Source organism: Paenibacillus sp. MAHUQ-63 (genome assembly GCF_028765165.1).
GTDB lineage: Bacteria > Bacillota > Bacilli > Paenibacillales > NBRC-103111 > Paenibacillus_E.
In genome coordinates, this window is sequence record NZ_JARADB010000009.1 from 44,815 (window position 1) to 59,247 (window position 14,433).

Genomic DNA, 14,433 nt, shown 5'->3' on the forward strand with positions numbered 1-14,433 from the left:
TAAGGTGGCGGCATGAATGATGGCGTGTTGAACTAGAAATTTGGCGCCGCACGCTAGTTACTGAACGATCCAGACCAAGTAATATGATCTCTATTCGGGACGCAGAAGTCTTGAAGACAGCAAAGGAGACATCGGGTATGGATATGGGATTAAAGAACAAAACAGCTTTAGTAACGGGATCGACAAGAGGGATAGGGAAAGCGATTGCCATCGAACTTGCCAGGGAAGGGGTCCATGTTCTCATTAATGGGCGAAATCATGAAGAGGTAGAACGAACGGTAGCTGAGCTGAAGGCGGAGTTTCCATCCACCTTGCCTCAGAATGCAACCGCGGATCTTGTGGATAGGGAGCAAAGAGAAGCGTTATGCCGGAAATATCCCCGTGTCGATATTCTTATTAACAGTATGGGGATTTATGAAATCATGTCCTATGAGGACGTTGACGATGAAGTATGGGAAAGATACATTCGGACGAATGTCCTTGCGGCTAATGGATTATCTAAATGGTATTTGCCTGAAATGTTGAAGAACAATGACGGACGAATCATTTTTATCGCAAGTGAAGAGGCGGTTATGCCTTCAGGACAAATGCCTCAATATAGCGTGACCAAAACGATGTTGCTTTCGCTATCCAAAAGCTTATCTAAATTAACGGCGGGAACGGACGTCACGTCCAATGCAATCATGCCGGGACCGACGCTTTCCGAGAATGTATATCAAATTATCGATCATTTATTTCCTGATGATAGGGCATTTGCCGAGAAAGAGAAAGCATTTATGACTGCCAACCTGCCCCAATCGGAAATTCAGCGGTTTATCAGGCCTTCCGAAATAGCCAGGCTGGTTGCCTTCGTATGCAGCCCTTATGCGTCTGCATTTCGAGGCTCCGCCATCCGTATGGACGGGGGGATGGTACCTACCATTATTTAACATAAGCAGCAGGCTGCCGGTACTGGCGGCCTGCTGCTGTTTTTGAAGATTAAGGTCCTAAAGTTTTCACAATCTGCGGCGATCAGGCCGGCGTAATCGGATGTATCGGATCGTTTTTGTGTTAAAATATGGATATCGCGATGGCTAACGAGAAGACCAGGAGGGATCTAGAGGTGAAAATCGTAGCTGCAAGTCATTTGGACTATGCGTATATCCAAGAGCATGATCCTCATATTATGAAAGACCTGATCTTACATAAAATTAAGGGAAACGAGATTTACCTCCTGCGTGACGATGCAGATATGAATATCGGCTTCCTGCGGTATGGATACTTCTGGGATAACACGCCGTTTATGAATTTGATTTGGATCGATGAACCCTATAGGCGCCAAGGGATGGGGAAACAAGCCGTCCTTTTTTGGGAACGTGCGATGAAAGAGAAGGGGGTTGAACGGGTGATGACCTCTACCCTGGCCAATGAGGAAGCGCAGCACTTCTACAGAAAATTAGGCTATCGCGACTCCGGGTGTCTCTTGCTCGAGAATGAGCCATTGGAAATCATTTTAATCAAAAAAGTTGAATAGACAGGAAGGAGCTGCACATGGATCTGAGAACCGAGAAAGAGAAAATGTTAGCCGGAGAGCTCTATCAGGCGTCCGACCCGCAATTAACGAAGGATCGTGAAAATGCCCGGAAATGGACGCGCTTATTGAATGAAACGCTGGAAACGGAATATGAGAGACGTGTAGAGCTGCTCAAACAGCTTTTTGGTTCAACCGGCCCGAGCCTGTATGTGGAACCGACGTTCCGCTGCGATTACGGCTACAACATTCATGTAGGCAACAACTTTTACGCCAATTTCGACTGTGTGATTCTGGATGTATGTGAAGTTCGTATCGGTGAAAATTGTTTATTGGCTCCAGGCGTTCATATATATACAGCCACTCATCCGCTGAATCCGTTGGAACGAGCCTCCGGGGCAGAATTCGGGAAGCCTGTGACGATCGGCAATCAGGTGTGGATAGGAGGCAGGGCGGTCATTAACCCGGGAGTTACCATTGGCGATAATGTGGTTATAGCATCCGGGGCCATTGTGACGAAAGATATCCCTGCCAATGTTGTCGTAGGAGGCAATCCTGCAAAAGTATTGAAAAACATCGAGTTTTAATCGATTGTACGACTTCCTTAGACTGCCGGACGACCCATCGGCGGTCTTATTCGCATGTCAACGGACGGGGAGAAAAATTTGTTTAGATGATAGATTATTAGTATGGTAAAGTAAATACTACAGAGTTTGCCAATTGGTTGGATACGGGGGCGCTGATTTTGCATTTTATACGAGAAATGTTTCGACTGGCAGCGTCGTACAAGCTTCTTGGCGGCGTATTCCTGGCGGGCGTTCTGACAGAGGCGGCTTACACAGTCGCAGCTCCGCTCAGTTTGAAATTTATGGTGGACGGCGCTTTTTTGCAAAAGAATGTGCATATGTTCGTACTAATCTTAACGTTATTAATCATAGGAGGAGCTCTCAATGTTTGCGCCAATTTGGCGGGGGATTACGCGATCGGCCGGCTGAGCGCGAGCATCGTTCGCAAGCTTCGGGTCGACTTGTATACCCATATTCAGCGTCTGCCGCTATCGTTCTACCAGCGGTACCGCATCGGCGATCTGATGACCCGATTCGCAGACGATCTGCATGCCGTGGAGCGGACCGTTCGCCTGTTGAGCCCTTACTTTCTCAGGGAGACCTTCAGCGTAGCTATCGGATTAGTGCTGCTTTTCTCGCTTGAGTGGAAGCTGACCGTTGCCGTGCTTGCCGCTTCCGCGCTGATGTTCCTAAGTCCGCGATTGCTCGCGCGCCGTGCGGAGAACGCCAATCTGTCGTACAAGGAAGCGCAGGAGCGCTTCGCGAACACGATCGACGAAACGTTGAAAGGTCATAGAACGATAAGGGGATTGCATCAAGAGCGCCGTTTCCAAGAGAAAGCCCGCGAGCAAATCAACGAACTGTTTACGTTCGGAGTGAAGCTGCAGAGTGTGAACGCGCTGATGGAACGCGTACCGTTAACGGTACTGCTGCTATTGAACGGGATTATGATCGGTTACGGCGGGTCTCTCATCTTCCAAGACGAGCTGAGCGTCGGCGGCTTCATGGCTTTCTTCACGCTGTTTCTGAACGTCGGGCAATCGGCCACCAATCTTTCTACGATCATCCCGGCTATTATCGAATCGGGCGTAAGCTACCGGCGGGTTCGCGAAGTGTTCGACGAGCCGGTGCTCGACGAACCGGTTCAGCCGAAGGGGATGCCGGCGGTTCTGCAGCGTCTCCGCTTAGACAGCGTTTCCTTCGGTTACGGGGAGGACGCGCTGCAGCTGCATGACGTTACGGTCACGATCCCGGGAGGGACCTACGCCGCGTTCGTAGGGCCGAGCGGCTCCGGGAAGAGCACGGCCTTGCAGCTGCTTGCTCGCTTCTACAAGCCTAAGGAAGGCGCTGTAACGCTGAACGACATCGATCTGTTCGAGATCGATGAAGCGTCATTCCGCGGCGCGACGGCGCTTGTGTCCCAGGACGCGTTCTTCTTCCACGGAACGGTTCGGGACAACCTGGTCCTGGATCGAACCGGACTGACGGAAGAAGAGATCGGAGAAGCCGCGGCGCAAGCGAACATTCACGATGTCATCCTCCGCTGGCCGAACGGGTACGATGCGGCGATTCACGGGAACGGAGCTTCCTTGTCCGGCGGGGAGCGGCAGCGGTTATCGATCGCCCGAGCGCTTCTGCGGAGCCCGAAGCTGCTGCTGCTCGACGAAATCACAGCCGCGCTCGACCCGGCTTCCGAAGCGGAGATCCATGCATTGGTTCAGCGGCTCCGGCCGGATCGGACGATCGTATCCGTCACGCATCGGCTGGATTCCGTCGTCGACGCCGATTGTATTCATGTCTTTGACAGAGGCCGCGTCGTGGAATCGGGGACGCACGATGAGCTTCTGCAGCTCAAAGGGCTGTATAGCAAGCTGTGGGAGAAGCAGCACGGCTTCCGACTGTCGGATGACGGACTGCATGCCGAGGTGGAAGCGGAACGGCTGTCGCGCATCTCGTTCTTCGAAGGGATCGATACGTCGTTGCTGCATCATATTGCGGGCTTGTTCGCAACGGAGGTCTTTCAAGCGAATGACCTCGTCGTCCGTGAGGGAGACGAAGGGAATAAGTTTTATATTATTGTGCGCGGTCAGGTCGAAGTTCTTAAGCGTACGCCAGGCGGCGGAGAGGCTCGGGTCGCCACCTTGCAGGACGGGGATCATTTCGGCGAAATCGCCTTGCTGAGGGGAATTCCCCGAACCGCTACTATACGCGCAACGAGGCGATCGGTGCTGCTGTCGGCGAGGCGGGAGACGTTCCGTCAATTGATCGAGGGTTATCCGCAAGTCCTTGCAAGTCTGGAACGAACGCTGGAACAGCGGATGTGAAACGTGCAACCCATGATGTGACCGTTTCCGCGAAGATACGGGCAGCAGAAGATCCCCAGGAACAAGTTGTTCTGGGGATTTTCGATTTGCTCAATTCCAGGGTGCCGGAGCAGGCAGCTGCTTTCTGGCGCGTTTCATTTTGTACATAGCCTCATCTGCGATCTTCATTAAGGTGTCAAGGTCCGTACCGTCTCTAGGGGACAGACTGAAGCCGGCACTGAACGAAATCGGAATTTCAATCCCCTCATGCCGGAAGGGAATTTTATCCAGGAGGGACAACCCTCTATGGATCATGGTGTCTAATTCACTATCTTCCGCAGATGAAATGACCCATACGAATTCGTCCCCGCCAATACGTCCTATCCGATCATCGGGCCGGGAGCTATTTTCCAAACGATGAGCAATATGCTTCAGATAAAGATCTCCAACGAAATGTCCGTATGTATCGTTAATCGGTTTGAACTGATCCAAGTCGATCATGATGAGGGCAAAAGATTCGCGATGCGCTATTTTTTGCAGCAATTGCTCCTGAAGGGCCGCGCGATTGTATAAATTTGTCAGTGAGTCATGATGGGCCAAATATTTGTAGCGCTGCTCGGACTCCAGAAGTTTGCGTTCCGTATCCTTCAGCGAAGTAACGTCGGTCAGGTGCATGACGAACAGTTTCTCATCGGTCTCTTCCAGCAATTCAAGGCCGATGATCAGATCCATATCGCCTTTATTCGGATTAACCATTCGAGCTTCCCATTGAGCTTCATTCTCCCGTTCAACCCGTGCCAACCTGTCGGCCAGACTCAGTCTGTCTTCGAACTGGATATAACTCACGATGTCGGGGGCAGGGATTCCTTCCAGCCACTGTGTGGCTCTTGGATTCATTTCCTTAACGGTCCCTTTAGGGTCCAGAAGCAGAATGGCTGTAGGAGCCGATTGGAAAAGAATGTGAAACAGCTTGCGGTAATCCGGCATAATGTCATATTTGCCAATCAAATGGCGAAGTATAATTCCCCAGAATAAATAACCGATGAAAAATAAGATCATCGCATTCCGCGAAGTGGTTAGCTTCGATTGCAGGAGAAAGGTGACCAGGACAAACCAGGCAAAAAGCATAAATAAACTGAGCAGCAAGGAACGAAGAATGGTCCTATGCTTTGGTTCGCGAACCCGGTACCAGGAAACGGCGAGGATCACAACCGAAATCAGGATATAGCCCGCCACGAAGAGAACGGTAAGCAGCAGAAAGAGCGGATCGAGCGGACTTCGCCCATCCGTCACGGCGGCATTGTATAATACCCGATGATCCTTGGTAATCAGAAAAATCATCCACAACGTGTAGGGTGCGGCGTAAACGAGAGGCAGCCATCGCTTCAAGGGCGATGCAGCGGGGCCGCCGATGAGCATGCTGAGGTGGACCAAGCAGCAGATGACTAACAGAAGCATCGGGCTATTCCCATAAAGGACGATCTGCATTTGATACTGGGGCAGCAGCGACGTTTTGATATATTCCCCTAGGAAATAAAATTGAAAAGCCAGCATGAGTACGGCAGCAATCCGGTTCAGCATACTTTTCATATTTCGATGTATTAATGTGACGGCCATATAGAAAAAGAAATAAGTAGGGAGCAGAATCGCTAAGAAATCCATGAAAAGTTCGTTCATATCGCCATACCCTTTTGTGTTAATTGAGTCCATCTCACAGTAGCATGAACGTTACCGCCGACGCAATAAAAACCGGCTGAAAAAGATAGGCGTTCGAGCAAGGAAAGACGCCCTTCCGGTATGGGAGAGGGCGTCATTGGCAGGTCTATTTTTCTTAATAGCCTAATGTAACGTTGCACCACGACCGTTGTTGCGAGGGTGTGATGAGCTCGATGCTGAAGCTTTGCAACGTTTTCTTCGAATAGTCGAAGGAGCCGTCGGCTTTGCGGGCAGCAGGCTCATAATGCAGCCTGTACTTGTCGTCAATCCAGATTTTATCCTGTAAGGTCGCGTCTTTCACGCTCCACTTAGGCGGATATTTGTTATCCGTATCAATGGCCACTTGGACCTTCAGCAGATCGAGGTTATCCACGAAATCCGTGATGCCGCCATCGCTGGTGTTCTGGTATTTGTAGCCGAATTGATCGGTGGACTGAACGAAATATTTGAAGAAGCCGCTTTCGTATTTCACACTCTGCCCAAGATTGTCGCTGAATTTGAGAAACTCCCATACATAAGGGTTGCTTGCGAGATAGTCGGAGCCTCTGATTTGTTCGGATGTACCGTCTGATTTGACGATTGTATATACGGTGTTTAAATTGAATTGCAGCGCCGTATTTTTGAGCGCCACCGCTTTCGCGACAGGCACGCCGCCGTCAACGGTCACCTGGTATTTGGTTAATGTTTTCAATCCGCTTGGCGTATAGAACGTTACGTCTACGTTGAATAGCTCCGTCGGCTGGATGCCGTACGCCTTGTACACCGGAATGCCGGACGTATTCACGCTTGGGGCGGCCAGAATCGCATCTTTCGTATCGGGGGATACTTGCTGCACGACGGAAATCGGCTTGCCGGCTTTGTCTTTGAATACCTTGGTGATATCGATTCTCCGGTTTTTGTCATCGGAAGCGATAATGTTAATTTCTTTCCCGTAATAAGGATATTTGGCATTCAGCGCGGCGACATCATCCGGAGAGCCTAGTGAATGGCGTTCGAATAAATATTGGCCTGCCGCAAAATGATCATCGAGCATATCCAGCTCGTATTTCATGAAAGGGTCATAATCCTTCCAGTTGTAAATCTCTAAGGAAGACGTCGCCGAGGCTATCGATTCAGCGGTGTCTTGCTTGACGACAGAAGCTGTAAGTTGATAATGGGAGCCCTCCGGGCCTACCGGCTTCTGAAGGGACTTGAACATAAATTTATACAAATCGCCGCTTTTGTCTACTGGCAGCTGCCAAGTCAGGACGCTGCGATCGGCGCCATCGCTCCATGGCGACTCGAAGAACTCCCCGGCGCTTTGCAGACCGGGTTCGCCGGATATTCTCTCCAGTTTATAGGCTATCAGATAACGGTTGGGATCCTGGGAAGAAGCCGCACGGAATGCTTGGCCATATTGGTCTTTGATTGTAAAAGCGAGGCCTTGCGGCTGTTCATTCTCGGCGAGCACGACCATCTCTTTGGCATTCACCTCAACGCTCGCAGGAATGCGCATAGGCGCTACGGTAAGCGTCCGGCTCGCCGTGGCATCGCCCACATGCGTAAGGCTGGCCGTGATCGAGGCGTCGCCCTCCGCAGTCACTTCTTTGACGACAATTTTGCCAAGTCCCGCATAGCTTTGACCGACGGCCGGCTGATCGAGAACGATGCCGCCCGCGGCGGATATATCGATATAACCGCTGCTGTAGAGAGTTTCAATCTGACTCAGGGTAAATTCGTAATTGTCCGGCCCCGTCACTTTCAGACCGATCACCGGCGGCTGCCCCGTTGTCGAGATATGCCCGTCCGCATCATAATAAGCATCTCCTGCGCTCAGCTTAACGGCATTATCGAGTTCAATCTTAGTGGGCAGCACCGTAATACCCGCGGGCAGGCTCTCGGCTGCGGCGGGACTGCCGGAGACAGGACTCGCCTTGCTCTGATAAGCCTGTCTGGCTGCGAAGCCGGCGAGAGCAAGCGTCTTCCGGGTGGAGGGGGCTGTGCCGCCGAAGCTCCCCACGGCTACGTTCGTCATGAGCTTATTCTGAAGCGCCAGCGCGACATAGCCTTGTGCCCAGGCATCCACCGTACTGTCCGCAATCGGCGCAACACCGGCATCCTTCCACTTCAGCCCGCGGATCAAGAACGCTGCCAGCTCTTGCCGGGTGACTTGCCCTGCCGGATTGTACAGCTTGCCTTCTTCGTCGACGCCATTCGTAAGTCCGGCCGCAAGTAACGCTTCGATGTAGGGGAGGGCGTAGCCGTTAGCCGGGTCGTCGGAGCGGACATCGGCAAAGGACGATGCGGCAGCCGACAGATTGACCGGCAGGGCGAAGATGATGGCGGCAACCTTGGCGAACTGCGCGCGGTTCATTTTATCGTTCAATCCGAACCTATCGTCCGAAACTCCGTTGAATACACCGTCCTGAATCAACGAATCCAATTTGGCTTTCGTTTCCTGCGGCAAATCTATCAAATCTTTAAATTTCTCGGCTTGTTGCTCCGTAGAAGCTCGGTTAACATGAACGGCAGCATTCTCCGCATGAACAACCGGGATTAAAGTTAAGCTAATGAGGACCATAGGCAGTAATAAGGATAGCCACTTCATTCACGTACACCTTCTTATCCCATATTTTCATTTCCATTGCCTAACGATCAACCTGACCAAGCATGATGGATTGAGTGCCTTATCCGCCCCTTTCAGTTGCAGCTTTCTAGCTCACGTAACGATTATAGGGATAGATGCGGAAGGGAATATAAGCGCTTTCAATCAAAATATTAGGCTGAATCGACCTTTTGTACGAACAGCAGAAAAGGGCAGCCGGATGGCTGCCCTTCGAAGGGATGCATCAGCAAGTGCTGACGTCATCTGCTTATGATTGCATGTACCCCGGCCGGCTGAGAATCCGGGATTCCGCGTGAATCAGCTCAGCGTGCCCAGCGCCTCCCGGGTGAAAGGCTGCAGCTCGTCGGTGCGCTCATCGCGAATTTTGACCGCCCAGGCCGGATCGGTCAACAGCGCGCGGCCGACGGCGACGAGATCGAATTCGCCGCGCTCCAGACGCTCGATCAGGCTATCGAGACCGGCTGCCTGCCCGCCCTTGCCTTCCGAGAACAAGGAGGTGAAATCCGAGTCCAGCCCCACCGAGCCGACGGTAATCGCCGGCTTCCCGGTCAGCTTGCGCGTCCAGCCCGCCAGGTTGAGGTCGGAACCCTCGAACTCAGGCTCCCAGAAGCGCCGCGTGGAGGCGTGGAAGATATCGACGCCTGCCGCGGACAACGGGGCGAGGAAGCGCTCCAGCTCCTCCGGATTCGCGGCCAGCTTCGCGCTGTAATCGACCGGCTTCCATTGGGAGAAGCGGAAAATAATAGGGAAGTCGGGACCGACCGCGGCTCTTACCGCTTCGATAACCTCGACCGCGAAGCGGGTGCGGCCAACGAAGTCGCCGCCATAGGCATCCGTCCGCTTGTTGGTCACGTCCCAGAAAAACTGGTCGATGAGGTAACCGTGCGCACCGTGAATCTCCACCGCATCGAATCCGATACGCTTCGCATCGGCCGCTGCTTGGGCATACGCCTGTATGAGACCGCGAATCTCCTCGACGGTCAGCGGCTCGGATACCTGTTCGCCGGTCAGGCTCAGACCCGACGGCCCGATCGGAGCGGCATTCGAATCCGGGAATTTCTCCCTCGAGCGGGCCGTACCGACGTGCCAGATTTGCGGAGCGATTTTGCCGCCGGCTGCGTGCACTTCCCGGACGACGCGCGCCCAGCCTTCCAGAGCTTCCTCCCCGTAAAAGTGCGGCACGCCATGATCGGCGGCGGCAGCCGGATGGTTAATAACGGTTCCTTCCGTGATGATGAGGCCGACGGCATTCTCCGCCCTCCGGCGGTAATATCCGGCTACGTTCGGACCTGGAACGCCATTCGGCGAAAAGGAGCGGGTCATCGGCGCCATGACAACACGGTTGTCGAGCTGCAGACGGCCGCCTTCAAAAGGCTTGAACAAAGCCTTGGATGTTTGGGATAGGGTCATGATATTCTCTCCTCCTATAAATGAAAAGGTTATTTATTAATCTGTATATACAAATATATAGATTAACTTGGTGAAATGCAAGCACTACAGATCAGACCGTGGAAACATCCTTAGTCCTTTTTGGCCTGCAGCCCCGCGGCGAAGTTCTCCAAGAAGGCGGCGATCGCTTCTTCGTTGCGCCTGTAATAGGTCCATTGACCATAGCGACGGGACTCCAGCAATCCGGCTTTCTGCATGGAAGAGAGGTACGAGGAGATGACCGACTGCGCCAGGCCGGACTTTTCCTGAATGCTTCCCACACAGACACCGCCGGAGAACTCCTCTTTGATAACGTTCGGCAGCTTCATGTTCAGCTTCTCCGGCTCCCGCAGCCAGCACAGGATGTTGAGACGAGTCTCATTCGAGAGAGCCTTCAGCACCGCAAGCATATCTTCATTTTTCAACACTCGACACCCATTTCTAGTTGGTTTGTTCCCAGTATACCAAAAGTCCGGCACCTGAGAAATAGGATAACCGGATTCTTGTTGGTTCAAACGGGATGGCCAAATGAGCGCGATTCACATGAAAATGGTTCATTAATTCGAATAAACAAATGCTCCAAAACATCAACAATTCCTCTATGCAAGATAATCTTATATACCGGCCGCCTATATGCAGGCTATGTGCAAATCCCAGGCAGAATCGGTGTTCGGGGCATCAACCTATCCTCCAGTTCACTTACGAATTGCAGGGAATCAGCCGATTCGCGGATCGGTTCATGTCCTAGAGGATTGAACGATTGTATTCCAAGCGCCCCGGCGGGTAAGATGGCGGTACTAGACGTGAAGGAGGTTTGCGACAGTGGCAAAGCTGTATACAGAAGCGAAGGCCGGGATCGCAGATAGAGAATTGACACATTCGAAGTCCGCGCAAAACCGGTATCTGATGAATATGCGAAAACATTGGGTTCTGTATCTAATGATCATCCCCGGGCTCTTATACTACATTATTTTTAAATACGTGCCGCTCATGGGGAGTGCGATCGCTTTTCAGAACTATCAGATCTTCAAGGGAATCTTGGGCAGCTCGTGGGTAGGGTTCGACAATTTCAAATTCATCTTCACCTACCAGGACTTCTACCATGTATTAAGAAACACCGCCACGATAGCCGCCTATCAGCTTGTGTTCGGCTTCCCGGCGCCTATCATTCTGGCCCTGCTGTTCAATGAAGTGAGGCTGATGCTGGTCAAACGGGTCGTGCAGAGCATGTTTTATCTCCCGCACTTCTTATCCTGGGTCGTTGTAGGCGGCATCGTGTTCGAGCTGTTGTCCAATCAAGGCGTGGCTAACATGGTACGCGGATGGTTCGGTCTCGAGCCGGTCTTGTTTATGCAGCAGCAGAGCTATTTCCGCACCATTGTCGTGCTATCGGGAATTTGGAAAGAGGTCGGCTGGGGGACCATCATCTACCTCGCCGCAATTGCCGGCATCAATCCGAATTTGTATGAGGCGGCCGTGATGGACGGGGCGAACCGTTGGAAGCAGACGCTTCATATTACGCTCCCTGTCTTGTTCCCAACGATTCTCGTGCTGTTCCTGCTGCATATCGGCAATTTCCTGGAGCTTGGGTTTGACCAGATTTATAATCTATTGACGCCAATGACGTACTCCGTAGGCGATATTATTGAGACCTACGTCTACCGTGCAGGGGTTCTTCAAGGCCAGTACAGCGTTACAACAGCGATCGGGCTGTTCCAATCCGTCATCGGCTTCGTGCTGCTGTGGATCTTTAACCGGATGGCGAGAAAGTCAGAACAGGGGTTGTGGTGATGAAGCAGACATACGGTGAAAAGGTATTTCAAGCGTTGAACTATGTGTTTCTCGTTGCGGCCGCCGCCACGATGCTGATGCCGCTTATCCATCTGCTGGCCGTATCGCTCAGCTCGCCGATCGCGGCCGATTCGAAGCAGGTGTTCCTGCTTCCCGTAGAATTCACTTGGGCCTCATGGGTCCACATCATGCAAAATAAAGGATTATGGACCGCCTTCGGGGTGACGGCCTACATTACGGTTGTCGGTACGCTGCTGAGCATGCTGTTCTCGGTCTTAACCGCGTTCCCGTTATCCCGCAAGGAATTCCTGATCCGCAAGCCGATGATGCTCGGCATCATTATTACAATGATCTTCAACGCCCCGATGATTCCGTTTTTTCTGACGGTTCGGGAGCTGGGCATGATGAACTCGCTATGGTCGCTTATTTTGCCAGGATTGATCGGAACATTTAACATGATTATTATTCGTACGTTCTTCATGGGGATTCCCGCTGAACTGGACGATTCCGCGCGCATCGACGGCTGTACGGACGCCGGCATTCTGTTCCGGATTTACCTGCCTCTGTCCAAGCCCGTGCTGGCGACGGTTTCCCTATTTTATGCGGTCGGGTATTGGAATACGTTCCAAAGGGCTGTCCTGTTCATCCGAGATCCGAACAAATGGCCGCTGCAAATGAAGCTTCGCGCCTATCTGCAGTCGCCGGAAGAGCTGGCAGCCGTGAATTTGTTCCTGGGCGACTACGACTTTAATACGACGACTCTGAAAGCGGCAACTATTTTATTCGCGACGGTACCGATCATTCTGGTGTATCCGTACTTGCAAAAGTACTTTGTCAAAGGCTCGATGCTGGGGTCCTTGAAGGAGTAACAAAGCAGCGGGTATCAAGCCATAGAGGCTTCATATAAGCAATTGCAATCCTACGTTGACGTGCCACTAAAAAGGGAGGTTACATGCATGAAGAAACGTTTATTCGGTAAAAAGGTTGCGCTGACGGCAGCAGCGGCGTCGCTGCTCGCGGTCACCGTGCTTGCGGGCTGTTCGCAGCAAGGGGACAAGGCACCCGCCGCGCAGGGCGGCGAGCAGGGCAACAAGCTGGTTCAAGTGAAAGTATTCAAAAGTCATATGGGCGTAGGCACCATCCCGGATGCCAATAACGCGCATGTCAAATATGTAGCGGAGAAGACGGGGGTCGAATATCAACTGACAACGACGCCTCCGGGCTCCGAACCGACGGAGTTCCTGAATCTGATGATCGCATCGAACGATCTGCCGGATATTCTGCGCCCGATCGGCGGGATCGAGCAGACGCTGATCAAGCAGGGCGGCGCGCTGCCGCTGGAGGACTTGCTGCCGAAGTACGCACCGAATGTATGGAAGAACGTGCCGAAGGAGGCGTGGGACGTCGTGCGTTCGGCATCGCCGGACGGCCATATCTACTATGTGCCAAAGGTATTCCTCGTTCCCGAGCGGGCGCCGATGATCCGGAAGGATTGGTTGGATAAGGTCGGATTGCCCATGCCGAAGACGGTAGCCGAATACAAGGAAGTGCTGAAGGCGTTCCGCGATAAGGATCCGAACGGCAATGGCGTGAAGGACGAGCTGCCGACTTCGGGCCGGGAGTTCGGCAAGTGGATGGACCACTTGTTCGGGATCTACGGAGTCGCCATGTGGGAAGGAAGTCCGGAGTGGGACGTATACGACGGCAAGATTCAGTATGCGGGCGTTACGCCGAATATGAAGGCGGCCATCGGTTTCATCCGTGAGCTGTATGCAGAGAAGCTGCTGGATAATGAGACGTTCCTGAATAAAGGCGACGTCTGGCAGGCCAAAATCAACAACAATTTGGTCGGCAGCTGGTACCACCTTCCGGCCAATGTGCGCGATCGTTATACCGCGATGCTGAAAGGAGCGCCTGATGCGTATATTGTCGGCATGCCGATACCGAAAGTAGAGGGCTACCAAGGCTTCGTCACGATGAAGACGATGGGCGAGCCGGAATGGATCATCCCGGCCAGTGCCAAGGACAAGGCGGAAGCGTCCCTGAAGCTGCTCGACTTCTTCTACGATCAGAGCAACGATGAATTCATCCGCTTCGGCATCGAAGGACTGCAGCACCAAGTCGTGAACGGCAAGAAAGTGCTGCTGCCGCCGGAGGATAGCCGTCCGCTTGCCCTGGGCATGCGCAATCTGACGACCAAAGAGGATATGGACATTCGGATTAAGGAAACGATTCCGGAGAACATGCAGAAGATGGTGCAGGATATGTTCACCGTCAATACAGCCGATGCCCGCCGCATTGCGGGAGACGGATTGCCGAACACCGTGTACGAGGGCTTCCCGGATATTCAATCGCACAAGCTGTTCCAGGAATACTTGACCAAAATCGTGATCGGCGAATGGCCGATGGAGAAATTCGACGAGTTCGTCGACCGTTGGAATAAAGCGGGCGGCGACAAGGTCACGCAGCGCGTCCAGGAATGGTACGCGAAGGTGAAGAAGTAACGGTGTGAAG

Annotated in this window: 11 protein-coding genes; 7 read left to right on the forward strand and 4 right to left on the reverse strand. The window is 52.6% G+C overall.

Annotation, left to right across the window (positions count from 1 at the left end; translation table 11 throughout):
• Positions 1-137 precede the first annotated feature (137 nt).
• The 4 genes from PUT07_RS31420 (at position 138) to PUT07_RS31435 (ending at position 4,400) form a co-directional block, all read left to right on the forward strand.
• On the forward strand, positions 138-929 hold the full coding sequence (locus tag PUT07_RS31420) for an SDR family NAD(P)-dependent oxidoreductase (protein ID WP_274472733.1): 792 nt from the start codon (positions 138-140) through the stop codon (positions 927-929).
• Between the two features lie 173 nt (positions 930-1,102).
• On the forward strand, positions 1,103-1,513 hold the full coding sequence (locus PUT07_RS31425) for a GNAT family N-acetyltransferase (protein ID WP_274472734.1): 411 nt from the start codon (positions 1,103-1,105) through the stop codon (positions 1,511-1,513).
• A 23-nt stretch (positions 1,514-1,536) separates the two neighbouring features.
• The gene (locus tag PUT07_RS31430; protein ID WP_274472817.1) at positions 1,537-2,097 is read left to right on the forward strand and encodes a maltose acetyltransferase domain-containing protein; all 561 of its coding nucleotides are present in this window, start codon (positions 1,537-1,539) and stop codon (positions 2,095-2,097) included.
• Between the two features lie 158 nt (positions 2,098-2,255).
• Positions 2,256-4,400: an ABC transporter transmembrane domain-containing protein gene (locus PUT07_RS31435; RefSeq protein WP_274472735.1), complete on the forward strand. Its 2,145-nt coding sequence runs from the start codon at positions 2,256-2,258 to the stop codon at positions 4,398-4,400.
• Positions 4,401-4,490: 90 nt separating this feature from the next.
• Here the strand turns inward: PUT07_RS31435 and PUT07_RS31440 are convergent, their stop codons facing one another.
• The 4 genes from PUT07_RS31440 to PUT07_RS31455 all read right to left on the reverse strand — a co-directional run bounded on the left by PUT07_RS31440 (position 4,491) and on the right by PUT07_RS31455 (position 10,538).
• Positions 4,491-6,056: a GGDEF domain-containing protein gene (locus PUT07_RS31440; RefSeq protein ID WP_274472736.1), complete on the reverse strand. Its 1,566-nt coding sequence runs from the start codon at positions 6,054-6,056 to the stop codon at positions 4,491-4,493.
• Positions 6,057-6,210: 154 nt separating this feature from the next.
• The gene (locus tag PUT07_RS31445; RefSeq protein ID WP_274472737.1) at positions 6,211-8,682 is read right to left on the reverse strand and encodes an S-layer homology domain-containing protein; all 2,472 of its coding nucleotides are present in this window, start codon (positions 8,680-8,682) and stop codon (positions 6,211-6,213) included.
• Positions 8,683-8,997: 315 nt separating this feature from the next.
• Positions 8,998-10,110 carry an NADH:flavin oxidoreductase gene (locus PUT07_RS31450; RefSeq protein ID WP_274472738.1) on the reverse strand — a complete coding sequence of 371 codons (1,113 nt, stop codon included), beginning with the start codon at positions 10,108-10,110 and terminating at the stop codon, positions 8,998-9,000.
• 110 nt (positions 10,111-10,220) lie between these two features.
• Positions 10,221-10,538: an ArsR/SmtB family transcription factor gene (locus PUT07_RS31455; protein ID WP_274472818.1), complete on the reverse strand. Its 318-nt coding sequence runs from the start codon at positions 10,536-10,538 to the stop codon at positions 10,221-10,223.
• A 496-nt stretch (positions 10,539-11,034) separates the two neighbouring features.
• On the opposite strand from PUT07_RS31455, the gene PUT07_RS31460 reads away from it, so the two are divergent.
• The 3 genes from PUT07_RS31460 (at position 11,035) to PUT07_RS31470 (ending at position 14,423) form a co-directional block, all read left to right on the forward strand.
• On the forward strand, positions 11,035-11,919 hold the full coding sequence (locus tag PUT07_RS31460; protein ID WP_274472819.1) for an ABC transporter permease: 885 nt from the start codon (positions 11,035-11,037) through the stop codon (positions 11,917-11,919).
• Positions 11,919-12,788, forward strand: a complete 870-nt coding sequence (locus PUT07_RS31465) for a carbohydrate ABC transporter permease (RefSeq protein ID WP_274472739.1) — start codon at positions 11,919-11,921, stop codon at positions 12,786-12,788. Before PUT07_RS31460 ends, PUT07_RS31465 begins: the two co-directional genes overlap by 1 nt.
• Positions 12,789-12,875: 87 nt before the next feature.
• Positions 12,876-14,423: an extracellular solute-binding protein gene (locus tag PUT07_RS31470; protein ID WP_274472740.1), complete on the forward strand. Its 1,548-nt coding sequence runs from the start codon at positions 12,876-12,878 to the stop codon at positions 14,421-14,423.
• Positions 14,424-14,433: the final 10 nt, after the last annotated feature.

Coding starts and splice junctions, on each gene's coding strand:
- PUT07_RS31420 (WP_274472733.1), top strand. CDS start 138: ATGGATATGGGATTAAAGAACAAAACAGCTTTAGTAACGGGATCGACA.
- PUT07_RS31440 (WP_274472736.1), bottom strand. CDS start 6,056: ATGAACGAACTTTTCATGGATTTCTTAGCGATTCTGCTCCCTACTTAT.
- PUT07_RS31445 (WP_274472737.1), bottom strand. CDS start 8,682: ATGAAGTGGCTATCCTTATTACTGCCTATGGTCCTCATTAGCTTAACT.
- PUT07_RS31450 (WP_274472738.1), bottom strand. CDS start 10,110: ATGACCCTATCCCAAACATCCAAGGCTTTGTTCAAGCCTTTTGAAGGC.
- PUT07_RS31455 (WP_274472818.1), bottom strand. CDS start 10,538: ATGCTTGCGGTGCTGAAGGCTCTCTCGAATGAGACTCGTCTCAACATC.
- PUT07_RS31460 (WP_274472819.1), top strand. CDS start 11,035: ATGAATATGCGAAAACATTGGGTTCTGTATCTAATGATCATCCCCGGG.
- PUT07_RS31465 (WP_274472739.1), top strand. CDS start 11,919: ATGAAGCAGACATACGGTGAAAAGGTATTTCAAGCGTTGAACTATGTG.
- PUT07_RS31470 (WP_274472740.1), top strand. CDS start 12,876: ATGAAGAAACGTTTATTCGGTAAAAAGGTTGCGCTGACGGCAGCAGCG.